Annotated in this window: 19 protein-coding genes and 1 tRNA gene; 10 read left to right on the forward strand and 10 right to left on the reverse strand. The window is 63.1% G+C overall.

The features are described from left to right. The first annotated feature begins 106 nt into the window (after positions 1–106). Positions 107–1,588 carry a flavin monoamine oxidase family protein gene (locus NKI64_RS29570; RefSeq protein ID WP_023823786.1) on the forward strand — a complete coding sequence of 494 codons (1,482 nt, stop codon included), beginning with the start codon at positions 107–109 and terminating at the stop codon, positions 1,586–1,588. A gap of 74 nt (positions 1,589–1,662) precedes the next feature. Continuing rightward, positions 1,663–2,061, forward strand: a complete 399-nt coding sequence (locus NKI64_RS29575) for a hypothetical protein (RefSeq protein ID WP_023692622.1) — start codon at positions 1,663–1,665, stop codon at positions 2,059–2,061. A 17-nt stretch (positions 2,062–2,078) separates the two neighbouring features. Here the strand turns inward: NKI64_RS29575 and NKI64_RS29580 are convergent, their stop codons facing one another. Continuing rightward, the gene (locus tag NKI64_RS29580; protein WP_023669483.1) at positions 2,079–3,683 is read right to left on the reverse strand and encodes a trimethylamine methyltransferase family protein; all 1,605 of its coding nucleotides are present in this window, start codon (positions 3,681–3,683) and stop codon (positions 2,079–2,081) included. A gap of 206 nt (positions 3,684–3,889) precedes the next feature. Next, positions 3,890–5,383: a MocR-like pyridoxine biosynthesis transcription factor PdxR gene (gene pdxR, locus NKI64_RS29585; RefSeq protein ID WP_023669484.1), complete on the reverse strand. Its 1,494-nt coding sequence runs from the start codon at positions 5,381–5,383 to the stop codon at positions 3,890–3,892. A 427-nt stretch (positions 5,384–5,810) separates the two neighbouring features. Between pdxR and pgi the strand changes: the two genes are divergently transcribed. Together pgi and NKI64_RS29595 are read left to right on the forward strand one after the other, a co-directional pair. Further along, positions 5,811–7,454 carry a glucose-6-phosphate isomerase gene (gene pgi, locus NKI64_RS29590; protein ID WP_023745245.1) on the forward strand — a complete coding sequence of 548 codons (1,644 nt, stop codon included), beginning with the start codon at positions 5,811–5,813 and terminating at the stop codon, positions 7,452–7,454. Continuing rightward, positions 7,451–8,182 (forward strand): HAD family hydrolase, encoded by a 732-nt coding sequence (locus NKI64_RS29595; protein ID WP_023745246.1) that lies wholly within the window; start codon positions 7,451–7,453, stop codon positions 8,180–8,182. Before pgi ends, NKI64_RS29595 begins: the two co-directional genes overlap by 4 nt. Before the next feature lie 347 nt (positions 8,183–8,529). On the opposite strand, the gene NKI64_RS29600 is transcribed toward NKI64_RS29595, so the two are convergent. Both NKI64_RS29600 and NKI64_RS29605 read right to left on the reverse strand, forming a co-directional pair. Further along, a complete protein-coding gene (locus tag NKI64_RS29600) occupies positions 8,530–9,267 on the reverse strand; it encodes a class I SAM-dependent methyltransferase (protein ID WP_050591294.1) in 738 nt (245 codons plus the stop codon). Between the two features lie 28 nt (positions 9,268–9,295). Beyond that, positions 9,296–11,287, reverse strand: coding sequence for a long-chain fatty acid--CoA ligase (locus tag NKI64_RS29605; protein ID WP_023682052.1), 1,992 nt, complete (start codon positions 11,285–11,287; stop codon positions 9,296–9,298). Positions 11,288–11,763: 476 nt separating this feature from the next. On the opposite strand from NKI64_RS29605, the gene NKI64_RS29610 reads away from it, so the two are divergent. The 5 genes from NKI64_RS29610 to NKI64_RS29630 are packed head-to-tail and all read left to right on the forward strand — an operon-like array spanning position 11,764 to position 17,003. Continuing rightward, positions 11,764–13,362 carry an ABC transporter substrate-binding protein gene (locus NKI64_RS29610; RefSeq protein ID WP_023669491.1) on the forward strand — a complete coding sequence of 533 codons (1,599 nt, stop codon included), beginning with the start codon at positions 11,764–11,766 and terminating at the stop codon, positions 13,360–13,362. A gap of 47 nt (positions 13,363–13,409) precedes the next feature. Continuing rightward, entirely contained in the window at positions 13,410–14,417 is a 1,008-nt protein-coding gene (locus NKI64_RS29615) for an ABC transporter permease subunit (protein WP_023669492.1), read from the forward strand. Between the two features lie 26 nt (positions 14,418–14,443). Continuing rightward, positions 14,444–15,328, forward strand: coding sequence for an ABC transporter permease subunit (locus NKI64_RS29620; protein ID WP_050485757.1), 885 nt, complete (start codon positions 14,444–14,446; stop codon positions 15,326–15,328). Further along, positions 15,328–16,173, forward strand: a complete 846-nt coding sequence (locus NKI64_RS29625) for an ABC transporter ATP-binding protein (protein WP_023682051.1) — start codon at positions 15,328–15,330, stop codon at positions 16,171–16,173. Before NKI64_RS29620 ends, NKI64_RS29625 begins: the two co-directional genes overlap by 1 nt. Then, positions 16,173–17,003 carry a dipeptide ABC transporter ATP-binding protein gene (locus tag NKI64_RS29630; protein WP_023682050.1) on the forward strand — a complete coding sequence of 277 codons (831 nt, stop codon included), beginning with the start codon at positions 16,173–16,175 and terminating at the stop codon, positions 17,001–17,003. The genes NKI64_RS29625 and NKI64_RS29630 overlap by 1 nt, the downstream gene beginning before the upstream one ends. A gap of 123 nt (positions 17,004–17,126) precedes the next feature. On the opposite strand, the gene NKI64_RS29635 is transcribed toward NKI64_RS29630, so the two are convergent. The 5 genes from NKI64_RS29635 to NKI64_RS29655 form a co-directional block, all read right to left on the reverse strand. After that, positions 17,127–18,923 (reverse strand): ABC transporter ATP-binding protein, encoded by a 1,797-nt coding sequence (locus NKI64_RS29635; protein WP_027049321.1) that lies wholly within the window; start codon positions 18,921–18,923, stop codon positions 17,127–17,129. Next, positions 18,923–19,969, reverse strand: a complete 1,047-nt coding sequence (locus tag NKI64_RS29640; protein WP_352671712.1) for a glycosyltransferase family 2 protein — start codon at positions 19,967–19,969, stop codon at positions 18,923–18,925. The genes NKI64_RS29635 and NKI64_RS29640 overlap by 1 nt, the downstream gene beginning before the upstream one ends. Next, positions 19,966–21,078 carry a glycosyltransferase family 2 protein gene (locus NKI64_RS29645; protein ID WP_023682047.1) on the reverse strand — a complete coding sequence of 371 codons (1,113 nt, stop codon included), beginning with the start codon at positions 21,076–21,078 and terminating at the stop codon, positions 19,966–19,968. Before NKI64_RS29645 ends, NKI64_RS29640 begins: the two co-directional genes overlap by 4 nt. After that, a complete protein-coding gene (locus NKI64_RS29650; protein WP_023740784.1) occupies positions 21,075–22,256 on the reverse strand; it encodes an acyltransferase family protein in 1,182 nt (393 codons plus the stop codon). The genes NKI64_RS29645 and NKI64_RS29650 overlap by 4 nt, the downstream gene beginning before the upstream one ends. 680 nt (positions 22,257–22,936) lie before the next feature. Further along, positions 22,937–23,012, reverse strand: a tRNA-Thr gene (locus NKI64_RS29655). A 353-nt stretch (positions 23,013–23,365) separates the two neighbouring features. Here NKI64_RS29655 and NKI64_RS29660 point away from each other — a divergent pair. Beyond that, a complete protein-coding gene (locus tag NKI64_RS29660) occupies positions 23,366–24,589 on the forward strand; it encodes a hypothetical protein (RefSeq protein WP_023669501.1) in 1,224 nt (407 codons plus the stop codon). Positions 24,590–24,596: 7 nt separating this feature from the next. On the opposite strand, the gene NKI64_RS29665 is transcribed toward NKI64_RS29660, so the two are convergent. Next, positions 24,597–26,195, reverse strand: coding sequence for a cisplatin damage response ATP-dependent DNA ligase (locus NKI64_RS29665; RefSeq protein WP_023692612.1), 1,599 nt, complete (start codon positions 26,193–26,195; stop codon positions 24,597–24,599). Between the last annotated feature and the right edge of the window lie 218 nt (positions 26,196–26,413).

Consider the following 26,413-nt stretch of genomic DNA (forward strand, 5'->3'; position numbering starts at 1 on the left):
GTCAGTATGACATTGCAGTCCTCGTCAGTTTCGGGTTTTTTGACACGAAATCAAGAGGGGTCCAGAGAGTCGTCCATGATGATGGTTTTCCGCCACGGGCGTATCCTTGCCGCCTAGCCCGATCGACATTGCCCCGGTCGACATTGCTATTGTCGGCGCGGGCATGGCCGGTCTCTTCCTGGCGTGGCGCTTGTCCCAAAGTGAAAAGCCCGCAAGGATCGCTGTTTTCGAATCCGCCGGTCGCGTCGGCGGTCGGGCCTCCACGGTCTCATTTCCCGGAGAGCCGAACTTCGGCATCGATCTCGGCGCGATGATGCTGATGCCGCAACATCGGCTACTCAAAAAACTCATGGCGACGCTGGATGTAAAGCTGTCGGGTATGGACGTCGTCACCGGCGCCAACCGGCTCCATCTGCGCGGTAGGAGCCTGCCCTACGCCGCTATATCGCGCTTTGCGCCGCGCCGCCTGTTTGCCTATGACGTGACGCGTCGGCTGCAGGAAAAAGGCCCGTCCCGCCTGCTGCGAAAGGCGGCAGCACTGATCCTGCCGGGTTCGGAGGCCTTCGGCAGCGCCGAATGGAACGGCGCCGCAGGCTTCGTTTATGGCGGCCGCAAGCTGGCGGATTGGGCGACTTGGGATGTGCTGGCGACGGTCTTGACCCCGGAGGAAATGGCTTTTGCCGAGGACGCGGTGGGCTATTCGTTGCTCCTGCGTGGACCCAACGCCGCCGAGACGTTCAGGCTTGCGCTCGGCGAGCTGAGCGGCGGCCGCTCCTATTGTTCCCCCGATGGCGGGTTCCAGCCGGTTGCGGAGCGAATGGCCGGGCGGATCGCTGTCAGCGGCGGCGCCGTCCATCTCGATCACACCGTGACCGCCATCGCCCGCTCGGCGCAAGGGATGGTCTTGTCTGTCGAGGGGCAGGGCGGGACGGTCGAGGCGCGCAAGGTCGTGCTGGCGTTACCGGTCCGCCCCCTGCGGACCCTGCTGGAAAAGTCCGGCATCGAGCAGCCCAGCGATCTGCCGGCACCGGAACCCTGGCCGATGCTCACGCTGGCCGCCTGCTATGCCAGCCCGTGGTGGGCTCGAAACGGCATCGCGGCCGGCCACAGCGTGACCGATCTGCCGGCTCGCCAGATATGGCAGTTCACAAAAGCGGACGCTCGCGACGCGACGATTCGTCGGAGCGTCGCCATGGCCTATTGCGATGGCAAGCACATGGTATTCTGGCGCTCACTGCTGCCTGAGCTCGCTCGGCGCCACGGCTTTGCGGTTTTGGCCGAGGGACATTCCGCGCTGGAGGCCTTTCACGGCCAGATGGTCGAAGTCCATGGCAAACACGGCGCCATCTCGAAACCCATCGGCGGGTTTGCGCAGGATTGGGGTGCGCCGGCCTATGGCGGCGCGTCGCATGTCTGGGACCGTGGCATAGATATCTCCGGTATAAAACTGGCGAGCCATACGCTCGCTCCGGGCATTCATGTCTGTGGCGAAGCGTGGTCCAACAATCACGGCTGGATCGAGGGCGCGCTGGAAAGTGCGGAAGACCTGTTGCAGCGGGAATTCGGGCTCGACGCCTGGTTTGCCTGAGACTCCCGAAAGGCGATGAAAAACGATCCTACATTCCCATATGAGTGGTCGGCTATCGGACGGAAAGTATCAACGTGACTAAACGGCGCTCTTCCCTCGGTTTCCTCGGCATGTTCGGCCGCTCGGGTGACTTGCGGGAACTGGACAACGCGCTGCGCGGCGCCGACCTTCACCCGGCACTGGTGCCAGAGGGAGTAAAGCTCACCATCGTCAATCTGATGAAGGATCACTGGCCGGACGAGCCCCCGCCAGAGGCTTATCGGTCCGTGGCGCAGCTGTTTGGCTATTGCATCGCGGGCCCACAAACCTTCGAGCAGGCCAATGGGCCGGAGCGGCGGCTGGACGCTGAGCGCCGCATCGAGGCTGCGCTTGAAACCGGCGACAGCCTGGATGCCCAGATCGTGTTGATGGCGCTGCATGGCAAGCTGATTAGCGCCGAAGTGGTCGAGCGCTTTGGGTTAAGTGCGGACTGACCTACGTAAGGTGAAGCTTACCCGCCCATGCCGCTGCGTGGCAGCTTGATCATCTCGCCGAAGCGGGCGCGCAATTTGTCGTCGAGCAGCTTCGGCACATGGCGCGGGAAGCGCTCGGCAAGCACGCGCTTCTTTTCGATGATCGCCCGCTGCAAGATGTCGGGCCGGCCCTTCTCGTTCCATTCCTTGGGCGAAAAGCGGTCGCCGACGGCCGGATAAAAATACTCGGTCTGCATCAGGCGCAGCGTCTGCTCGTTGCCGAGATAGTGGCCCGGGCCATTCATGCAGACTTCGGTGATGGTGTCGATCGACAGCGCTTCGTCGGTCACTTCGATGCCCCGCACGCAGCGCAGGCAGTGGCCCAGCATGTCATTGTCTATGATCAGGCTCTCCAGGCAAAAGCCGAGCAGCGAGGCATGCATACCGGCCGATTCATAGACCAGATTGAGGCCGGCAAGGCCGGCCATCACGTCGGTGATGCCCTTTTCATAGCCGGACTGGATGTCGGGCAGTTTCGAATCCGTCATGCCGGCGGCCGAACCGCCCGGCAGATCGTAGAACTGCGCCATCTGCGCACAGGCCGAAGTCAACACTGCCTGCTCGGCCGAGCCGCCCGACATGGCGCCGGTCCTGAGGTCGGAGACGAACGGCCAGGTGCCGAAGATCGCCGGATGCCCGGGCTTGATGGCGTTGACGTAGATGAGGCCGACAAGCACTTCGGCCACCGCTTGCACCACAGCGCCGGCAATCGCCGCGGGAGCGGTGGCGCCGGCCTGGCCGGCCGATAAAAGCAGGATCGGGATGCCGCCGTCGACACAGGCTTCGAGCACGCCGCAGGCGTCCTCGGCAAACTTCATCGGCGGCACGACGAAGCAATTGGAGTTCGACACGAACGGCCGGGCGCGGAAATTCTCCTCGCCGCCGGCGATCGCATAAAGCATTTCCAGCGCCGGCTGCACGTTCTCGCGCACCGTGAACGAGGTGCCGACATGCTTCGACGTCCCCATCACGCAGGCATAGAGCGTGTTGAAGTCCATTTCGAGCGGATCGGGAATGTCGCGCGGCACCATGGGCCGCTGGAAGAAATGGATGTTGTCGAGCCCTTCGACGAGGCGGGCGGCGTCGTAAATGTCCTGCACCAGCGACTCGCGGTATTCGCGCTTTTCGACATCGACCAGATGCACCGCCGCACCCGCCGTGCCGTAATGCACGCGCTTGCCCTGGATCAGCATGTCATGCCTGGGGTCCTGGCCGTGCAGCGTAAAATTCCGCGCGGCTCGTCTGATCGTGTCCATCACAAGCCCGCGTGGGAAGCGGACGCGGCCGTCATCGCCATAGACGGCGCCGACCCCGGTCAGCGCCTCGATGCAGGAGGGAATGGCATTGGCGAAGCCGACGGTCTCCAGCAGCGTCAGCACCGCTTCATGGATGCGCTCCTGGTCGTTCTGGTTGAGCGGCCCGTAGCTGCCGCCTTCGAGGCCGGCGCGCACCGGCCGGATATCGTCGGCAAGCGGTGCGGCCCGCATGGCGCGGCGCGCTTCGCGCCCGCCGGATCGGCGCGAACGCTGGTCGGCTGATGCATCTTTAGGAGCCGCATCCTGCTTTTCAACAGCCACTGACATGGGGGCACTCCACCTTTAGCTCGCGAAACACGGCGCGGTGATTGGTCCACCGTCGGCTTGCTTCGTCCCTCTGTCAGCCGACTATGCCGTTGCCATTGGCCCAGCCTATGGGCCAGTCAACGCAGCCGAGTATGCCAGAGAGCTAATGCAGAATGTTGGTGATCATGCCAAGGGCCGGGACTGTTCAAAGCCCCGGCACAGGCAAATCAGGCTGCAGCGGGCCTGCGTCCGGCTGCGGTCGCGAGCTCGCGAATACCCGGCTCGATGTGCTGCAATGCGATCGAGGAAATGCCCAAGCGCATGAAACGCGACGGCTTTTCGGTGCGATCGAAGAAGCGATCGCCCGGCTCGATGATGACGCTGCGCGAGGCCGCGGCCTCGGCCAGTCCACGTGAATCGGTGCCGCGCGGGCCTTCCAGCCAGAGCGATGTGCCGCCGGCCGAATCGGTCGAGCGCCATTCCGGCAGGAATGCGGAAATCGCATGGACCAGACGCTTGCGCCGCTCGTCGAAGGCCGACGACAGCCGCCGCACCAGGGCTTCGTGATGGCCGAGCGACAGGAACAGCGCGACCGCGCGCTGGTTGTTGGCCGGCGGGTGCCTGAGCATGAAGCGACGCAGCGCCCTGAGCTCGGAGATTAGTCCAGCCGAAGCGACGATGTAGCCAAGCCGCAGGCCCGGAGCCAGCGTCTTCGACATCGAGCCGACATAGACGACGCGACCCGAGCGATCGAGGCTCTTCAGCGCCTGCTGCGGCGCCTCGTCGAGAAGCTGGCTGTCATAGCCGTCCTCGATGATGATCTGGTTGTGGCGGTTGGCGCGCGCCAGAAGGTCCTGCCGCCGCTCCGCCGACAGCGGCACCATGGTCGGGCAGTGGTGGCTGGGGGTGACGAAGACAAAGCCGGAATCGTTGGGAATGGACGAGGTGACGATGCCGGACTGATCGACCGGAACCGGCTGGATTTCGGCGCCTGCCAAGCGGAAGATCGAGCGCGCGTCGGGGTATCCCGGGTCTTCCATCGCGACCTTGGAGCCCTTTGTCATCAGCAGTGTCGCCAGCATATAGAGCGCGTTCTGGGCGCCCAGCGTGACGATGATCTCGTCCGGATTGGCGAAGATGCCGCGCCGCGGCAACAGCCGCGCCTGGATCTGCTCGATCAAGAGCGGATCGTCACGATCGACCATGTCGGAGGCCCAGTTGCGGATTTCGAGCACGGCCAGCGCCATGCGGTTGCACTCACGCCATTCGGCTGTCGGGAACAGCGCCGGGTCGAACTGGCCGTAGACGAAGGGGTAGGAGGACTTGATCCAGTTGTCGTGCTTGGCCGGTGGCGGCATGTCGCTGGCGGCGATCTGCCGGCGTGCCTTCCAGTCGATCTCGTTCTGCTGGTCGGGCGCCTTCTGGTGCGGCTTGGCGGGGGTGGCCAGCACATCCGGATTGACGAAATGGCCGCGCCGTTCGCGCGCCACCAGGAAACCTTGGTCGACCAATTGCTGGAACGCCAGCACCACAGTGCCGCGCGCGACGCCGAGTTTTTCAGCCAGGATGCGGCAGGACGGAAGCGGCATCGAAGCGGCGATCTGCCGGTCGAGAATGGCGGCGACGATCGCCTGACGGATCTGCGCCTGCAGGGTCTGGCCCGATTCCGCCGAAATCCGGAACAGGCCGGACCATATGGCCGTGTCGTTACGCTGTGGCATGGAAGGTGTTCCTCGATGGCCAGTCTTTTTTGCTTGGCTGGACCAGCGGAAGGTAACCGTGGCACAAGGGGTTGCGCCAATCAATTTTTCTGATCGCTGGGATTTATGCCAGTGATCTATGCGCGACGCGCAGCGTCGTCGCATCCCCGGGTGACGCTTGCGTCATCCCGCAGCGCGGACGCCCGCGCGATGCGAAGCGTCGTCGCGCCTCATTATCCCCAGCGCGACGCGCAGCGTCGTCGCTACTCCCATCAAATCATCCAGCGCGGCGCGCAGCGTCATAGCTCCATCACATCGCACTATGCTGCACTGCGTCATCCCCACGCATTGAAACATGCGGAATTCGGCTCAATAAGATCAGCGCGACGACACGCGCCGGAAACATCCGGTCTGATAAGATGTCGTGAAAAACGATCAGGAGCCGAAAGTGGATCATTCCTCCTTCGACAAACAGCTTGTCGCCTTGCGTGCTGCGCGCGCGGCGGCATCGGGTACGATGCGCGAGGCTTTTGCCGCCGACCCCAAGCGCTTCGAGACGTTCTCGGCCAGCGACGGCGACCTTTTGCTCGACTGGTCGAAATGCGCGGTCGACCAGGGCACGATGGAACTGCTCGAGAAGCTCGCCGCCGCCGCCGATCTCGAAGGTCGCCGCGCCGCAATGTTTTCCGGCAAGAAAATCAACATCACCGAAGACCGCGCCGTGCTGCACACGGCGCTGCGCAACCTCTCGGGCAAGGGCGTCACCGTCGATGGCCAGGACGTCAAGGCGGATGTGCTGTCCGTGCTCGACGCCATGGGCGCTTTCGCCGACGCCATTCGCTCCGGCAAGGCCGCCGGCGCCACCGGCAAGAAAATCACCGACATTGTCAACATCGGCATTGGCGGCTCCGATCTCGGCCCGGCCATGGCGACGCTGGCGCTGGCGCCCTATCACGACGGCCCGCGCGCGCACTACGTCTCCAACATCGACGGCGCCCATATCCACGACACGCTGAAGGGCCTGTCGGCCGAAACCACCCTGTTCATCATCGCCTCGAAGACCTTCACCACGGTCGAGACGATGACCAATGCCGAGACGGCGCGCGAATGGGTGCAGAAGGCGCTCGGCAAGGAAGCTGTCGGCAAGCATTTCGCCGCCGTCTCGACCGCGCTCGACCTGGTTTCCAAGTTCGGCATCGAAGCGGATCGCGTGTTCGGCTTCTGGGACTGGGTCGGCGGCCGCTATTCGCTGTGGGGCGCCATCGGCCTGCCGGTGATGATCGCCATCGGCCCGCGCAACTTCCGCGCCTTCCTCGATGGCGCGCATGAGATGGACGAGCACTTCCGCACCGCACCCCTGCAGAAGAACCTGCCGGCGCTGCTGGGGCTGGTCGGCTGGTGGCATCGCGTGATCTGCGGTTATCCGGCGCGTGCGGTCATCCCTTATGACCAGCGCCTTTCCAGGCTGCCGGCCTATCTGCAGCAGCTCGACATGGAATCGAACGGCAAGGGCGTCACCCTCGACGGCACGCCGGTGACGACGCCGACCGGACCGCTGGTCTGGGGCGAGCCCGGCACCAATGGCCAGCACGCCTTCTTCCAGCTGCTGCACCAGGGCACCGATTTCATCCCGGTCGAGTTCCTTGCCGCTGCCGTCGGCCATGAGCCGGATCTGAAGCACCAGCACGATCTACTGCTTGCCAATTGCCTGGCCCAATCGGAAGCGTTGATGAAGGGCCGCACGCTGGACGAGGCTCGCGCGCAGATGCTGGCCAAGGGCATGAAGCCGGCCGATGTCGACAGAATAGCCCCGCACCGCGTCTTCTCCGGCAACCGCCCCTCGGTGACGATCCTCTACCGCAAGCTCGACCCGCGCACCTTCGGCCGGCTGATCGCGCTTTACGAGCACCGCGTCTTCGTCGAAGGCACTCTGTTCAACATCAATTCCTTCGACCAATGGGGCGTCGAGCTCGGCAAGGAGCTGGCGACCGGCCTGTTGCCAGTCGTGGAAGGCAAGGAGAGCGCCGCCAAGCGCGACGCATCGACGGCCGGGCTGGTGGCGCGCATCCAGCAACTGCGGGGGGCTCAATGAAAAATCCGGCCGACATCAAGGGCATCTTGTTCGACAAGGACGGCACGCTTGTCGATTTCAACGCGACCTGGCTCGGCATCGCCGATTTCATGGCCATGGATGCCGCCGAGGGCGATCGCTGGAAAGCCGACAGGCTGCTTTCAGCGGCGGGCTTCGATTTTGTCGCCAAGCGCTTCAAGCCGGATTCCATCTTCGCCTCGGGCACCAACATGGATGTCGTCGAACTATGGTTCCCGCGCCTGTCCGACGAGGACCAGATGCTGGCCGTCGCCCGCTTCAACGAGATCACCTCGGTGCAAGGCTCATCGATGGCGGTGGCCCTGCCCGGCATCGTCGCGGCGCTGACGGCTCTGCACAAGGGATCCTACCGGCTCGGCGTCGCCACCAATGATTCGACTGCCGGTGCGGAAAAGACCATGGTCACGCTTGGCGTCGCGCAGCTGATCACCGCCGCCTATGGCTATGACGCGGTCGCCAATCCGAAACCGGCGCCGGACACGATCGTCGCCTTTTGCGACCTGACCGGGTTGAAGGCGTCCGAGATCGCCATGGTCGGCGACAACCGCCACGACCTGGAGATGGCGCGTGCCGGCGGCTGCGGTCTGGCGGTCGGCGTGCTCTCCGGCACCGGCACGCGTGAATCGCTGTCGGCGATCGCCGATGTCGTTTTGGATTCGGTCGCCGATTTGCCAGACTTTCTCTCGGCGCGGGTCAAGGAGACGGTCTGAAGGGGGCCTGGGGCAAACTCAATTCGACTCGAGATTTCCCGCCAATGGCCGAGTTGGGCGAAGCAGCCCATGAAAACTATGGAGCTTCTGGTTTGTTTTCGGACATAGTGGGCCACTCATCAGCAGAGCAAACGTACCCGCATTTGCCGCACCTGATCTTGGCGCTTGCGTTATCGATGTCTTCGCCCGGCTGAAGGTCGAAGCCGCGATTTTCGCACTTTGGGCAAACTGTGAAACCGATACGTTGAACAACTTTAATCCACGCCATTCGACTTCTCCTATCAACGGCTAATCGAATCTATTTTCTGCCCCTTGAGGTTTGTCCACAATGAGTAGAATCCGGCCATTCAGAGCGACTGGGCTTTGCCGCGTCGCGCTAGCAAATCTTCCGGCTCGAACCAAAACACACCGCTCAGCCTGCCCGCAGCGCCCTTCGCGTCACCGAAGTCCGGCACTTGATATTCCGCAACCAATCGTAGCCGCGACAGCGGCAGATCGGCGCGGCGGGGATCGCCGACCAGCACCTCGATGCCGGCTGCCAGGCAGCGGTCGAGGAACGGGATCATCCGCAGAGCAACCTCGCGGCCGTAGAACACGTCGCCGGCAAGCACGAGGTCGACCGCTGGCGGCGGGCCCGTCGTGATATCCTGGTCGACAATGGTGATCTCGACGCCGTTGGCCAACGCGTTGAGGCCGATCGCGGCGACGCCGTTGCGATCGATCTCCGCCGCGATCACCGCGCTGGCGCCGGCCTTGGCGGCGGCGATGCCGACGAGGCCCGAGCCGGCGCCGAGGTCGAGCACGCGGTGACCGGCCACGATTTGCGGATGGTCGAGTATATAGCGCGCCAGCACGGCGCCGCCGGCCCAGGCATAGGCCCAGTAGGGCGGCTGCGGCTCAGCTTCGTGCTCCTCGGTCTGGCTGCCGTCTTCCGGTCCATGAGCTCGCCACTCGACAAGCCGCCTCAGGCCGCTGCCGGAATGAGCCGTATAGAGCTGGATTTCACGAAGGGCGGGAACGGGCGCAAGCCGCAGGTTCGCCTTGATGAACACTACTGCATCGGGACGCCGACTATCGTCCGCCATCCCGCCGTCGCCAGGCTCGCCGTTCAAATTATTCCCGCAGCGCCCGGCGCAAAATCTTGCCCACCGGCGTCTTCGGCAGCTCGGTCCTGAACTCGATGTATTTCGGCCGCTTGTAGCCGGTCAGGTTCTCGCGACAATACGCAGTGATTGCCTCAACGGTCAGCGCCGGATCCTTCTTGACGATGAACAGCTTCGGCACTTCGCCCGAATGCTCGTCCGGCACGCCGACCGCCGCCACTTCGAGCACGCCCGGATGCTGGGCGACGACTTCCTCGAGTTCGTTGGGGTAGACGTTGAAGCCGGAGACCAGGATCATGTCCTTCTTGCGGTCGACGATCTTGGTGTAGCCGCGCTCGTCCATGAAGCCCATGTCGCCGGATTTGAAAAACCCGTCCTTGGTCATCACCTTGGCGGTCTCGTCCGGCCGGTTCCAGTAACCGGCCATGACCTGCGGCCCGCGAATGCAGATCTCGCCGACCTCGCCGAGCGGCAGGTTGTTGCCGTCATCGTCGCGGATGACGATCTCGGTCGACGGCAGCGGCAGGCCGATCGTGCCGGTGAAATTGCTGTCGCTGAACTTGTTGGCGGTCGCCACCGGCGAGGTCTCCGACAGCCCGTAGCCCTCGGTGATCGAATTGCCGGTCAGCGCCTTCCAGCGCTCGGCAACCCCCTTCTGCACCGCCATGCCACCACCCAGCGTCATGATCAGCGGCTTGAAGTCGAGCTTGCGGAAATCCTCGTTGTTGAGCAGCGCGTTGAACAGCGTGTTGAGGCCGGGGAAAATGTGCATCGGGTATTTCTGCAGCTCCTTGACGAAGCCGGGAATATCGCGCGGGTTGGGAACGAGCACGTTCTGGGCGCCCTGCTGCATGCCCATCAGCGCGTTCACCGTCAGCGCGAAGATATGGTAGAGCGGCAGTGCGCAAATGAAATTGAGATGCGCCGGTTTCGGCTTGATCGCATAGGCGTCCTGCAGCCACAGCGTGTTCTGCGCGACATTGGACAGCACATTGGAGTGCAGCAGCACAGCACCTTTGGAAATCCCCGTGGTGCCGCCTGTATATTGCAGGAAGGCGACGTCGCTGGCTTCCATCTTGGCCGGCTTGAAGGCGATGCCGGCGCCGGCCTTCACCGCCGCATTGAACTTGACATGGCCGGGCAGCGACCAGGCCGGCACCATCTTTTTCACCCGGCGCACGACCAGGTTGACGATCGTGCCCTTGAGGCCGCCGAGCATGTCGCCCATCGCCGCGACCACCACATGCTTGACCGCCGTCCTGGCAATCACCGCGTCCAGGGTGCTGGCGAAATTCTCCAGAATGACGATCGCCTGCGCGCCGGAATCCTTGAGCTGATGTTCGAGCTCGCGCGGCGTGTAGAGCGGATTGATGTTCACCACGACATAGCCGGCGCGAAGCACGGCCATCATCGCCACCGGATATTGCAGCACATTCGGCATCATCAGCGCCACGCGTGCGCCTTTCTGCAGGCCCTTCGATTGCAGATAAGCGCCGAAGGCGGCCGATTGCCGCTCGAGTTCGGCATAGGAGATCGACTTGCCCATGCAGACGTATGCCGGCTGGCCGGAAAACTGCTTGCAGGCGCCGACGAGGAAGTCGCCGATCGAACTGTAGGGCAGGGCGCCGATCTCCGCCGGCACGACTTTCGAATAGCTTTTTAGCCATGGCTTTTCCGGCAAGCCCGCGGCAAGCGCCGTCAGCGTATTCGGCAGTTTTTTGGCCGCGCCCGGCGACGGCTTCGAGGCGGGCTTCGCCGCGGCTGTCTTCGCGGCTGGCGGCTGGGCGGGCTTTGCAGCGGGTGTTGTCTTCGCCGCGCGCTTGACCGCAGGTTTCGCTGCCGGGTTGGCGCTTGCCTTCGCCGGCGTCGAGGTTGCCGTTGGCTTGACGGCGGGAGTGGCTTTGGCCGGTGGCGCTTTCGACTTGGCGGCAGCGGCGGCCGGTTTTGAAGCTTTCGCCGCTTTTGCTTTCGCCGGGGCCGTTGTCTTTGTTGCTTTCGCCACCTCTAGCCTCCCTCGGTCGTTCTGTTGCCTGCTCCTGCTGCGCCGCCTCGATGTGGTGAGGCGTCCTCCGCTGCAGCGATGTCGCGGATTCCCGGAAAATCCAGCGTGTCATCTATCTATTGCGACTATCGGCGGCCGTGCAAGTCTTGCCCCAGCGGCAGGACGGCAAAGATTTGCCGTCGAAATCCTTCCCGCGATGCCAGCTCAGGCAATGCCGTCCGGTCATCTCGGTGGCGAAACCCAGGCTTGTGGATTTTTGGCTTACGATTGCTGCGATCAATGAAAAAATGCGGTCGTTAACAATCCCGTGATTAGCAGATTTTGCTATTTGTTTCTGCAGTTCGTCAAAGACCGAGAAATATTTTCTGCTTACGGTGGGGTAGGCAAACAGGGTGTTCCAAAGCCGGAAAAACGGTGCTTATATGCGCGCTTCGCGAGCCTATAGAGGGGCTTGGAAGAACATCAGGGAGTGCTCAATGAAAAAGAAACTGACTTTTGCAGCCGCGTTGCTGGCTGCAAGCGTCCTCGGCGGTGTGGCCAATGCCAAGACGCTGGTCTATTGCTCGGAGGCCTCGCCGGCCAACTTCGACCCGGGTACCACGACGGGCGGCAACGACTTCGACGCCTCGTCGCGCACCGTCTATTCGCGCCTGGTCGAGTTCAAGCATGGCGGCACCGAAGTTGTGCCCGGTCTCGCCGACAAATGGGAGATTTCGGACGACGGCCTGGTCTATACTTTCCACCTGCATCCGGGCGTGAAGTTCCAGACGACGGATTTCTTCAAGCCGACGCGTGATTTCAATGCCGACGACGTCGTCTTTTCGTTCGATCGCCAGTTCAACAAGGAAAACCCCTGGAACGGCGAGAAGTACCTGCCGAACCTGACCTGGGACTACTACACCGGCATGGACATGCCGAAATACGTCGCCAAGTGGGAAAAGGTCGATGACCTGACCGTGAAGCTGACGCTGACCGAGCCGAACGCGCCGATGCTGGCCAATCTCGGCATGGACTTCGCCTCGATCGTGTCGAAGGAATATGCCGACCAGCTGGAAAAAGACGGCAAGATGGCCGACTTCTCGACCAAGCCGGTCGGTACAGGTCCGTTCCAGTTCGTCGACTACCAGCTGGATTCGGTCATCCGCTATGCGGCCAACCCGGACTACTTCAAGGGCAAGGAAAAGATCGACGATCTCGTCTTCGCGATCACGCCTGACGCCACCGCCCGCATCCAGAAGGTGCTCGCCGGCGAATGCGATATCGCGCCCTATCCGAATCCTGCCGACATCGGCACGATCAAGGCCAACGCCGACGTGACCCTGATGGATCAGGCTGGCCTCAACATCGGCTATATGAGCTATAACACCACCATCCCGCCGCTCGACAAGCCTGAAGTGCGCCATGCGCTCAACCAGGCGATCGATCGGGAATCGCTCATCAAGTCGCTGTTCCAGGACGCCGGCGCCACGCCGGCCGTAAACCTGATCCCGCCGACCATGTGGTCGTGGAACAAGGACGTGAAGTCCGACGCCTATGATCCGGAAGCCGCCAAGAAGGTGCTGGCCGATGCCGGATTGAAGGAGATCCAGCTTTGGGCCTCCGACCGCGTCCGTCCCTACAACCCGAACTTCCAGCGCGCCGCCGAACTGATCCAGGCTGACTGGGCCAAGGTCGGCGTCAAGGCGGAGATCGTCAGCTACGAGTGGACGAAGTACCGCGAAGAAGGCAAGAAGAAGGAGCGTCCGGGCGCCTTCCAGATCGGCTGGACCGGTGACAATGGCGATCCGGACAATTTCTTCGCCACGCTGTTCGCCTGCTCGGCCATCGGCGTGTCGAACTACTCCAGCTGGTGCGACAAGGACTTCGAGGATCTGATCCAGAAGGCCAAGAAGACCAGCGACCAGGCCGAACGCACCAAGCTCTATGAAGAGGCGCAGGTTGTCTTCCAGAAGCAGGCTCCGGCCTTCCTCATGGCACACAGCCAGGTCTACGCAGTCGTGCGCAAGAATGTCAGCGGCTTCATGATGGACCCGCTCGGCATTCATCGCTTCGACGGCGTCGACAAGGCCGAATAGAACTGTTAGGCGGGCGGCGCGCAATCAGGCGCCGCCCGCTTTTCAAGATGCTCCGATATCTCCTAAACAAAATCGTCTTGGTGCTGCCGACGCTGATCGGCATCACCATCTGCGCCTTCGCTTTTGTCAGGCTGCTGCCCGGCGATCCCATTCTTGCCATGGCCGGCGAGCATGGCGTGTCGCCCGAGCGTTACGCGGAACTGAAGGAACAGTTCGGCTACAATTTGCCGATCTGGCAGCAATACGCGCATTATGTCCGCGATGCCGCGACCGGCAATTTCGGCGTGTCGATTTCGTCCAAGCGGCCGGTCATCGAAGATTTCATGACGCTCTTCCCGGCAACCATCGAGCTCTCAGTCTTCGCCATGATCTTCGCCATGGTGCTGGCCATCCCGGCCGGCATCATTGCTGCGGTCAAACGCGGCTCCTGGTTCGACCAGGGGCTGATGGGCACCGCCCTCGTCGGCTATTCCATGCCGATTTTCTGGTGGGGTCTGCTGCTGATCATCTTTTTCTCCGGCTATCTCGGCTGGACCCCGGTTTCAGGACGCATCGGCCTTCAGTTCTTTATCAAGCCGATCACCGGCTTCTTGACCCTCGACAGCCTGCTCTACGGCAAGTGGGATGCTTTCCGCTCGGCATTGAGTCACCTGGTGCTGCCGACAATTGTGCTCGGCACCATCCCGCTGGCGGTGATCGCGCGCCAGACGCGCTCGGCCATGCTCGAAGTGCTGGGCGAAGACTATGTGCGGACCGCCCGCGCCAAGGGCCTGTCGTCGTCCCGCGTCATCGGCGTGCATGCGCTACGCAATGCGCTGATCCCGGTGGTCACCACCATCGGCCTGCAGGTCAGTACCCTGCTCGCCGGCGCCATTCTCACAGAAACCATCTTCGCCTGGCCGGGCATCGGCAAGTGGATGGTCGAATCCATATCCAAGCGCGACTATGTCGTCGTGCAGTCAGGCTTGCTGCTGATCGCCCTTATCGTCATGGCGGTGAACCTGATCGTCGACGTGCTTTATGCCGTCATCAACCCGCGCATCAGGGCGGCGTGATGAGCCAGTCGACCGAAATCGCCCCGATGGCCGCCGGCAACCCTGACCGACTGACCGGCTTCAGGACTTTCTGGCACTATTTCTCGGTAAACCGCGGCGCCGTCATCGGCCTGTTCGTCTTCATCCTTTTGGTGCTGGCCGCGCTCTTTGCACCGCTGCTCGCGCCCTATGCGCCCGACATCCAGGACAAGACCGCTTTCTTGCGTCCGCCGGCCTGGCAGGCAGGCGGCAGCATGGAATATCTGCTTGGCACCGACGCGGTCGGCCGCGACATGCTCTCGCGCCTGCTCTATGGCGCGCGTTTCTCGCTGCTCATCGGCGCCGTCGTGGTCACGCTGGCGCTTGTCGGCGGCATCACGCTCGGCCTTTTGGCCGGCTATTTCCGGGGCTGGGTCGACGTGGCGATCATGCGGGTCATGGATCTGATCCTGTCCTTCCCGTCGCTGCTCTTGGCGCTGGTTCTGGTCACCATCCTCGGCCCCGGCCTGTTCAACGCCATGCTGGCCATCGCGCTTGTCCTGCAACCCCACTTTGCCCGTCTGGTGCGCGCTGCCGTCATGGCCGAAAAGAGCCGCGAATATGTGGTCGCCGCCAAGGTCGCCGGCGCCGGCCATATAAGGCTTATGCTGCGCACCATCCTGCCCAATTGCCTGGCGCCGCTGATCGTCCAGGGCACGCTGTCCTTCTCCAACGCCATCCTGGAGGCGGCCGCTCTCGGCTTTCTCGGCCTTGGCGCCCAGCCGCCGACACCGGAATGGGGAACCATGCTCGCCTCGGCGCGTGAATTCATCCTGCGCGCCTGGTGGGTGGTGACCTTCCCCGGTCTGGCCATCCTCATCACCGTGCTTGCCATCAACCTGATCGGCGACGGTCTGCGCGATGCGCTCGATCCGAAGCTGAGGAGGTCGTAATGGCGCTGCTCGACATCCGCAATCTCGTCGTTGAGTTCCAGACCGCATCCGGCCCGTTCCGCGCGGTCGATGGCGTCTCGCTCCATGTGAACGAACGTGAAGTGCTGGCCATCGTCGGCGAATCCGGCTCCGGCAAGTCGGTGTCGATGTTGGCTGTGATGGGGCTGTTGCCGTGGACGGCGACGGTCACTGCCGACGAGATGAGCTTCAACGGCCGCGATCTCCTGAAGATGAGCCCGGCCGACCGGCGCAAGATCGTCGGCAAGGACATGTCGATGATCTTCCAGGAGCCGATGGCCAGTCTCAATCCGTGCTTCACCGTCGGCTTTCAGATCGAGGAGGTGCTGCGCTTCCATATGGGCATGGACAAGGCCCAGCGTCGCGAGCGCGCCATCGAATTGCTGACGCAGGTCGGCATTGCCGAGCCGGCCGAACGGCTGAACTCGTTTCCGCACCAGATGTCGGGCGGCCAGTGCCAGCGCGTGATGATCGCCATCGCCATCGCCTGCAATCCGAAGCTTCTGATCGCCGACGAGCCGACCACCGCGCTCGACGTCACCATCCAGAAGCAGATCCTCGACCTGCTCGTGTCGCTGCAGGTCAAATACGGCATGGGCCTGATCATGATTACCCACAATATGGGCGTCGTGGCCGAGACGGCCGACCGCGTCATCGTCCAGTACAAGGGGCGCAAGATGGAAGAGGCCGACGTGCTGTCGCTGTTTGAATCGCCGAAGAGCAATTACACCCGCGCGCTGTTGTCGGCGCTGCCGGAAAATGCCGTCGGCGACCGGCTGCCGACCGTCTCGGACATGCTGTTCGAACCGGCTGCCGGGGGCGTCTGATGAGCATCAAGGTCGTCGAAGGCAAGGACATCGTGCGCGACTATCACGTCGGCGGCGGCCTGTTTCGCGGCGCGCGCACCGTGCATGCGGTCAAGGGCGTCTCGTTCAGCGTCGACAAGGGCAAGACGCTGGCCATCGTCGGTGAATCGGGCTGCGGCAAGTCAACGCTGGCGCGCATCATCACGCTGATCGATCCGGCAACGTCGGGCGAACTGTTCATCGACGGCAACAAGGTCGACATCGCAAGGAACGGCCTGACCAGGGAGATGCGCCGCAAGGTGCAGATCGTCTTCCAGAACCCTTACGGATCGCTCAATCCGCGCCAAAAGATCGGAGATGTGCTGGGCGAGCCGCTGCTCATCAACACCGACAAGCCGGCCGAAGAGCGGCGCGACCTCGCCATGAGGATGCTGAAGAAAGTCGGCCTCGGAACCGAGCACTACAATCGCTATCCTCACATGTTCTCGGGCGGCCAGCGCCAGCGCATCGCCATTGCCCGCGCGCTGATGCTGAACCCGAGCCTGCTGGTGCTTGACGAACCGGTCTCCGCGCTCGATCTTTCGGTGCAGGCGCAGGTGCTCAACCTGCTCGCCGATCTGCAGGACGAATTCCAGCTGACCTATGTCTTCATCAGCCACGATCTGTCGGTCGTGCGCTACATCGCCGACGATGTGATGGTGATGTATTTCGGCGAAGCCGTCGAATACGGCTCGCGCGAGGAGGTCTTCGCCGACCCCAAGCACAACTACACCAGGACGCTGTTCGCCGCGACGCCGCGCGCCGACGTCGCCTCGATCAAGGCGCGGCTGGCGAAGAAGAAGGCCGCCTGACCTCCCACCGAGAATTGTTTTTGAACAATCGGAAATGCGTCGCGGCGGTGGTTTGCCGGCAGGATTGATCGCGATCTGCGAGCTGCCGGGCGCAAGCCGCGTCGCAGGTTGGGGTGCGCCCCATCACTCACCCGCTCCGTGCTGGTAAAGCTCGTCCATGCTGAGCATTGCCAGGGTTGCGAAGGGGGCCTGTTTTTTCACCCGACCGCGGCTCAAGATCACCACGTCGTCGCAGAACGATATGGTGCTGTAATGATGACTGATGACAATGGTGGTGCGGCGGCCGGCCCGCGATTTCAGCGTCTCGACAATAGCGGCTTCTGACAACCCATCCACCGCACTGGTGGCTTCGTCGAGGATGAGAATATCGGGATCGCGCACCAGCGCCCGCGCCAGGGCGATCCTTTGCCTTTGTCCGGCTGACAGGTTGATGCCCCGGTATCCGACCAGTGTCGCGTAGCCCTGCGGCAGGTGCTCGATGAATTGATGTGCCTCGGCCAGCCTTGCGGCGCGCATGGCGTCGCTGGCCGACGCCGTGTCGTAGCCGTAGATAATGTTTTCAAAAATGGTGCCATCGACCAGTTCCAGCTCCTGACTGGCCAGGGCAATGTTCCGCCGCCACTGGCTTGGGTCCACTTCATCGAGCGGTGCCCCATCGACGAGGATCCTGCCGCTGTCGGGTTTGACGAAGCGGCACAGGAGATTGACGATCGTCGTCTTGCCGGCGCCCGAGCGGCCGATCAGCGCCGTCGAGCGGCCGCTGCGGATATCGAACACCGCCTTATGCAGCACCGCCTCGCGCGCGTCGGGGCCAGACAGGGGACCGGAATAGGCGAAGCTCACATCATCGAAGCTGATCCCTTGGCGCAAGCCGTCGAACGGCAGGCTGCCCTGCGGCGCCTCGGGCTTGTCGGAAGGATCGAGCAGCCATTGTACCTCCTCCAGCGAGCCGCTCATGCCTTGCAACTGACTCCAGGACATCTGCAAGGCCCGCATATGCGGCTGCAGTCGGTAGAGCAGGATGAGGAAGGCGACGGTCAGCGGGAAGCTTACATTCGCCAGCCAGGCTCCGATCACCACCGCCAGGAACAGCATTGCGTGCAATACCTCGGTCAGTGGCGGCAAGACGCCCTGGCGGATTGAAAGCACGAAAGCCGCCCGCCGCACCCCGTCGGACGCTTTGGCGAAGACCGCCTTTTCGCGGTTCTCCTGCCCGAAGATGCGAATCAGGCGCCCGGCATGCACCAGATGCAGCATCTGCGACGCCAGTGCGCTGTTGCGCGAGACGACGCTGCGGCTCGGCGCCTTCAGATTGGACGACAAAACCCCGTGCGCCAGCTGGACAAGCGCCAGCCCTAGAGTCACCAGCAGCGTCATCTGCCAAGAGAGGAGCAGGAGGAAGGCGAGCAGGATGACGGCGGCCGAGGCACTGACGATCGCGCCGAGCAGGGCCTGGATAGCGTCGGATGCTCGCCAGGATTCGTTGGAGATGATGTTGAGCAGCCGCCCGGGGCTTTGCTGCAGGAAAAAGGGGTAGCCGACCCTGAGCAACTGCTCCGACAGTGCGCTACGGATCGAATAACCTGCCTTGCCGTAGATGTAGCTGGTCAGCAGAGTGTTGGCGAAGGCAAAGACATTTTTCAGTACGATCGAACCGAGGATCGCGGCCGAAATGGCGATCAGCCGCTGGCGCTCGCCGAGGTCCGCTCCAACCTGCTGGAGGAGGGCGGAGAAACCGGCCATGCCTGATGTTTCGCCACGTCCCATAATGATGCCAAGCAGCGGAATGATGAGACCGATGCCGAGGCCTTCCAGCGCGGCGCCCGCAAGCCCGAGCCCCACCACGACGGGAACGAGCCGCAACAGCCTGCCACCAAGCGCGCGGCGCAGCATTGGCAGGGCTGACGGAATCAGTGACATTATCGCGCTCTGGCCTCCGCATTGGCTTCGCTGGCTTGTCGGTCGTGGCGCAGCGGCAGCCGTTTTGGCCATCCCATCATGACGAGCAGCGCAAATCTGGCGGCACCTGCCAGATTCATAACGACAATAGGCCAGTGCGACAGATCGAGGTCGCGGTCAAAGCGAGGACGGCCCGCCAGTTCCCTGAACGCGGCCCGCGCAGACCAATAGACATGGCGAAGCAGCCAAGGGGCGTGGCGGACATGTTTCAGGCACAGCGCACCATTACCGAGGCTATAGTCGCGGTGCAGCCTGTCGATCGATTTGCGGTCTCGCCGGCCGTGATGATGCAAGACCGTCATGTCGGGCACATACTCGACCGGCATGCCGAGCAGCATCGCCCGCACGAGATAATCAGTATCTTCAGCCGAGCGTAGCGGGCCGCCAGCGCCGAAGCGTTCGTCGAACGAGCCGATGCGGGCCGCGACGTCGCGGTGCATGGTCATGTTGCAGCCGAGCACGAAGCCGCCGGGGTGGACCGCCGGGGTCAGCCGCTCGCTTGCCTCGCGGAGCTTTATGGTGAAGGGCAGGTCCCGGGCATCACCGAGCTCGACCCGGCCGCCGCGGATCAGCCACTTCTCGCCACTCCGGTAGTGCCGCTCCAGGTCGCGGAGATAGTCGCGGTCGAGCTTGCAGTCGTCGTCGACGAAGACCAGCACGCGGCCTCGCGCTCGCGCCAATCCGGCATTGCGGGCAGCGGCTAGTCCGGGGCGAGTCTCCGAGACGGCTGTGACTGGGATGTCGGAAGTTTCGGCGATAGCGGCCAGCCGCTTTGACGTGCCGTCCCGTGAACCATTATCGACCACCACCAACTCTGCCGCGAAGGTGGCGTGCACCCGGCATGCGGTCTGGATCGAGGCTATGCAAGCCTCCAGCACAGCGGCGCGGTCGCGCGTGCAGACGATGAAACTGACCTCGAGCGACGGCCGCTCCGATCGGGGAGATGTCGGGACAGGTGCACTCGCAAACTGGTGATCGCGCAGGAGCGGGTGGGGCCTGTCGGTCATACCAGTCCCCGCTGATAACGCGCAAGCACCGCTTCGGCCGGCGTGGTTTTGAAGAAGTACGCCACCGCGTCCGCCCGCTTTCCGGCCCTTATCGAGAGCAGGCTGAGCCAAGGCGCCCAGACGCCGGGACGCAGCGCATATTGTTCGCGGCGCCGGATGAAATTCCATCTCGCCGTCCGCGTGAGCAATTCGTGGGTCAGCGGCGGTTCTCCTTCGTCGCCGACGAGTTGGTAGAGGAAATAGAACAGGTTCAGCGCGCCTGCCTCGAAGCTTGGCCGTGTGTCGGTCGGCAGCTCGGAAATCCGCTCTTCGAGCGCACGGATGAAATCGGCTGCGCGCGAAACCGTGTCGAAAGAGACGGCCTCGCCGATGTCGCGCAGATCCGCTGTGGTTTCAGCAAGCCCCTCACGCTCGAGATTTTCGGCCACGATCCGCAAATGCGTCCTGCGCATTTCCTTGGCATGCCGCATGGTCACGCTTCCCGCATGGATGCGATAGACGAGCAGGCTATCGGGCAATATGGTCGCCGGGAAACGGCCGGCAAGCCGTCTGAAGAGATCGAAATCCTCGGCATGCCTATATTTTGGATCGTAATAGAGATCGTTGTTCCCAATAACCTTCCTGTTATAGATCACCGTCGGATGTAAGAATATCGTAAAGAACATCGACAATATGTCGAGCCGGCCGAGCCGGAACACCGGGTCTAGCCTGCCTTTGGCGATACGGCCGTGAAGCAAGGTATCGACGCAGGCGCCGCAGAAGCCGAGATCGGGCCGCCGCTCGAACAGTGCGACCTGGCGCGAGAGGCGCCGGGGATAGGCGACATCGTCCGCATCCATTCGCGCAACAAGCTCGCCCTGGGCCAGTCGTAGCCCTTCATTGAGGGTGGCGACGAGGCCGCGGTTCTCACGCGAGATGACAGAAACGCGATTGTCTGCCCGGCGGTATCGTTCGAGAATCTCGAGCGAGTTGTCAGTCGATCCGTCATCGATAGCGATGACCTCCAGGCGATCGTAGTCTTGCCGCAGAATGCTCTCCAGCGCAGCGGTGAGATAAGGCCCGGCATTGTAGACCGGCAGCAGGACGGAGACGAGCGGCGCGGTGGTCATCTCTGCGCATCCGTTCGCCGGAGTTCGAGTGCGGCGCGGCCATCGGGGGATCCGCCGGGATAGGCGTCCGCCGCCCTGCCGAGCCAGCCGGCATCGCCAGAGCGTGCCTGGGAGCGGCGGCGCGCTACATAGGGGAAGCGGCGCTTGAGGCCGTTGAGCGGCTTTTCGAAAGCCGTCCACGAGATCGAAGCGACGGCGATCGTGGCGGTGCTCGCGACCAGGAAACGCCCTGGCCCCTGCTCCGAGACATTGAGCGGGATCCAGGGCTGTGACTTGACGGCGAGCGAAAGAAGGATCGGATGGTAAAGATAGACGCCGTAGCTGATGCGGCCCAGTGACAGCAGCGGTGGCAGTTCGAAAACCCTGCCGAGGACGCCGCCAAGGCCGGCTGAACAGGCGGCGACAACGGCCACCAGCGGCACTAGGGGCAGGATCTGCAGTAACGCCCAGCGGGCCCATTCCAGCATAGGATCGGCCGGCGCAGGGATAAGCCACTCAATCGCCAGGAAGACAGCCGCAAGGGCTGGCCAGCCTAGCCGCATCCATTGCGGCAGGCCGGCGCCTCTGGTCCGCCGGCAGGCAAGCAAAGCACCAAACGCCAGCGCGTCCATCGATGCTGGCGGCAGCAGGTCGCGCGCTAGCGCCGGGGTGGCGGTGATCGGCCAGTAGAAGCGATAGGCCAGCGACAACAGGATGACGCCGATAGTGATCGCTTCCACCCGCCGGCGGGGTGCGAGAAGCACGACCAGCGGCCAGGCGATATAGAACTGCTCCTCGATGCTCAGGCTCCAGAAATGGCAGAGTAGCCAGGGCGTCCATTCGTTGCGCAGCGCGTACCAAAAATTCGACAGGTAAAGCGCATGCCAGACGAGCGATCCACTGGACTGCTCCAGATCGGTCAGCCAGACGAACCCAAGCACGGCGAAATAGGGCGGGAATATGCGCAGCGCGCGCCTGATGTAGAAGGAACTCAATGCAGGGCCGGCTTTGAATTCGGCCGCGGCGCGCGCTTCGAGCAGCAGTCGTGTGATCAGGAAGCCGCTCAGCACAAAAAAAAGCCGCACCCCGATGTGGCCCCAAAAGGAGGACCCGTTGGGTGCAAGGAAATGGGAATAGAGAACCATCGTGACAGCGATGGCGCGCAGAGCGTCCAACTGATTGTCACGCGCGACCGCCATCAGCCATTTCCGCCGGTCTGAAATCTCCGATGAAGCCAGCGGCCCTGCATTCCGGGCCTCAGGTCGAGGCCTGCCAGCGTCGAGAGTGCGCCGACAACATCAAACCCGCGCCTTGTGCGCGGGGCAGCCTCGAAATCGGTGCTGGCCAGCGAAAAATTCAAGCTGATCAACTTGGCGGAATCCTCCACGGCGCACTTCCCAGTACCAAATCCCCCAAGAAATGGTGCAACCGGGCAATGGTGCAGTGCAACACAAAATATCTATCGAGCTGTAATATTTGTGTGAGTTAGTGCTAAAAATGGGTATGATTTGCGAGTGCGTTGCGTCGATCAGGGTTTTTCACGTCCGCAATGCTGCATGAGCAGTAGTACCGTGTCAGAAAAGGCACGGTTTAATTACACAACTATAATCCGGAGTGTCTGATATAGGTCAAAATTGACGAAGATTATTCCAAGATAGTGGTTTTGTATCTTATAAATTATGCTTGTATTGTCGGGTTCTCTAGGCTGTCGATCTTGCGCGATGCAGCATAGTCGATGGTCAAGCGTCTGACGACGCAATCCTGTGGCGGCGGCCATATGGCGCATGTCGACGAGGCAGACAGGAAGTGCCGGTGTTGGTGTAGGGAGTGACGTGCATTAGCCTTGCACCTGCCGTCACGCTTGCGTCGGATGGAGAACTGGTGCCGCTTAGGTGACTCGAACACCTGACCCCATCATTACGAATGATGTGCTCTACCAACTGAGCTAAAGCGGCCCGGGAAGCGCGAGGTTCCAGGATCGGCTGGGTGATAGACTCAACCGGCCGCTAATTCAAGATGGGCAACCGCGATTTCGAGCCGGCATCCGGCAATTCGTCCCGGCATTTTCCATTGGCGCGCAATGAGCCACCGCCTCATTTGCTTTTTCGGCTACGCGGAGACGTCGCGGTGGACTGCGCACAAACTGCCCGGCAAGGCGGCAAAACGGACTGATTTTATTGCCAAAACGCATCGAAATGGGCCTTGAACAGGCCTGTAAGGCAGAATGCGGGCGCTCGCCCGTTGATTGATTGGTCGCCTGCGGCTAACGATCATGGCAATGTAAGCGAACGGACAGGGGAATTCGCTTTTGGACGCGATCGAAAAAGCGATCCGCAACGCCTTCGAGAAAGGCAACGCCGAGGACCGGGCATTTCGCGAGCGGGTCTATCGGTCGGCTTTCGCGGCGCTCGACCGCGTGCTCCAGGCCAATCCCGGCGTGACGGTGGAAGCCGCCATCAAGCGCCGTAAGGCGGTGCAGGAAAAGATCGCCGAGATCGAATCCGAATTCCTGCCCGCAGTCCCCGATGTCGCCGCGCAGACGCAGAGCGCTGCGCAGACACAAGATACCGCGCTGACGCAACGCGTTGCGCAGCCGCAAGACGCCGTACAGGGCGCCGCCGAGGCGCCCGCGGTCGATGCCCCGACAGGTGTCGCGGCCGGACCGTCGCCGGCGATCGTCGTTGATGAACCGGTTCAGCCCGAGGCATCCGACGCGCCGCGTTCGCGCGTGCTGCCGGTCGTCCCCGACATCATGCCTGACGCCACGCTGCCCGGCGCCCCGGCGATCGATATGGCCGATTCCGCGCCGGCCGAGGCCGCGGCGGAAGTGGCGCCTGACCGTGATGAAAGGCGGATAAGGGGCCGCCGCCTGCCGCTGACGGCGATCTTCTTTGGCGTGACGTTGCTCGCCGCCGCCGGCATCGGCCTCTATTTCGCCGTGCAGACCGGGGTCTTCAAGACGCCGGCGCAGCTCGACACGGCGCCGCCCGAAGCGCCGCCGACCGTCGACGATGACGACTTCACGCCGCCTGCCGATACAACTGAGCCGCAGCAGCCTGGCGCGCCGCAGCAGCCTGGTGTCGCCGAACAGACGCGCGACTGGATCAACGTGTTTACACCCACCGATCCAACGCATGTGGCGACCCCGTCCGACGCCAAGGCCGATGTCGTGCAGGATGACACCGGCTCCTTCCTGCGCATCCGCTCCGGTGCTTCCGGCTCGGCCATCAGCTTCGATGTCGGGCAGGGCGTGCTGGAGAAGCTTGCCGGCAAACATGCCGTGTTCGACATCGTCGCCCGCGCCGAGGACGGCAAGGACACGCAGATCTCCGTCGACTGCAATTTCGGCGATCTCGGCGACTGCGGCCGCAAGCGCTATGCGGTCGGCCAGCAGCGTAACGAATATCTGTTCGACGTGAAATTCCCCGACAAGCCCCCGGGCGCGGCCGGCAGCATCGCCATCAACTCCGACTTCGACAAGCAGGGCAAGGCGGTCGACATCTACGAGATCCGCGTTTCGATCGAACCGTAAGCGCCGCCTAGCGATCAAGCAGCGCCTGCAGCGTCTCGATGCGGTCGGCTTCGGCGGTCGGCTTGTCCCAGCGCAGCCGTGAGATGCGGGGAAATCGCATCGCAACGCCGGATTTGTGGCGGGTCGAACGGTTGAGACCTTCGAACGCCACCTCCAGCACCAGGCCTTGGCTGCGGTCGGCGCGCACCGAGCGCACCGGGCCGAAACGCTCGACCGTGTTGTCGCGGACAAATTTGTCGATCTGCTTCAGCTCCTCGTCGGTGAAGCCGAAATAGGCCTTGCCGACCGGCACCAGTTCCTCTGCGCCTTCCGGCCCCGACCAGACGCCGAACGTATAATCGGAGTAGAAGCTGGACCGCTTGCCATGGCCGCGCTGCGCATACATCAGCACAGCATCGACCGTGTGCGGATCGCGCTTCCACTTGAACCACGGGCCTTTCGGCCGTCCCGCGAGATAGGGCGAATCCCAGCGCTTCAGCATCACGCCTTCGATGATCGGGTGCGGCGGCGCGCGGCGCAGTTCCTCCAGCGTTTGCCAATCCGGGAATTCGACGAACGGCGACAGATCGAAACGGTGCGGGTCCAGCGTTGTGATGAAGGCCTCAAGACGGGCCCGCCGCTCGCGGAAAGGTAGCGCGCGCAAATCTTCGCCGTTGATCTGCAGCGCATCGTAGCAGCGCATGAATGCCGGGTATTGCTGCTGTATCTTCGGGGCCACGCTCTTGCGATTGAGCCGCTGTTGCAGGTCCGAAAAGGTGCCGGTCGCCACCGGCTCGCCGACCAGCAATTCACCATCGAGCGCGGCGGAAAAATCCATTGCCTGGGCGAGATCGGGGAATGCGCCGGACACATCGTCGCCGGTGCGCGAATAGAGCCGGCGCACGCCGCCCTCGCACACCGCCTGAACGCGGATGCCGTCCCATTTCCATTCCGCGGCATAGTCGGCCGGATCGAGCTTTTCGAGGTCGCCGTCGCCGACCGGGTTCGACAGCATCACCGGACTGAACAGGGCAAGTGCGGTCCGCTTCGGCTTCTCGGCCTTGCCTTCCAGCCACGCGAACAGCGAGATATAGGGCGGTGTCAGCCCGTGCCACAGCTCCTCGATCTCGGCGACATCGACCTTGCCGAAATCGGCCAGCGCCTGTTTGGCCAGCCGCGCCGAAACGCCGATACGCAAGCCGCCGGTGACGAGCTTGATGATGGCAAAGCGCGCCGAAATGCCGGCGCTGTCGAGCAGCCCGGCCAGCACCTTGGGTCCGTCCGAGCGGCTCGCCGCCTGCAGCTTCGCCACGACATCGCCAAGCGTCGGCTCCCGGTTGGGGATATGTCCCGGCGTCTGCGGCCAAACCAGCGAGACGGTTTCGGCAAGGTCGCCGACATAGTCGTAGGAATAGCCGAACAGCACCGGATCCATGCGCTCGGTGACCAGCGTGCGCAGCATCGCCGGCTTCACCGCCGCAATGTTGAGGTCGCCAGTGATCGCCGCCAGTGCCAGCCCGCGGTCGGGGTCCTCGACGCTGCGGAAATAATCGACGAGCAGCGTCAGCTTGCCATTGCGCGACGGCGTCAGCACCAAGCGGTCGAGGAGTTCGGCAAAGCGGTTCATGGATGCAAGGACCGCGTTGACGGCAGAGGTTTGCGTTCTGGCGCACCCCCCTCTGTCCTGCTGGACATCTCCCCTGCAAGGGGGGAGATTGGCAGCCTTGATCTTGCCGCCCATCTTGCGAGGTTGGCGATTGGCGAAAGCGGAGGTGACATCTGATCTCCCCCCTTGCGGGGGAGATGGCCGGCAGGCCAGAGGGGGGTGGGAAGGATCGCCGCGCC

It is taken from the genome of Mesorhizobium sp. M0478 (genome assembly GCF_040321305.1).
Taxonomy (GTDB): domain Bacteria; phylum Pseudomonadota; class Alphaproteobacteria; order Rhizobiales; family Rhizobiaceae; genus Mesorhizobium.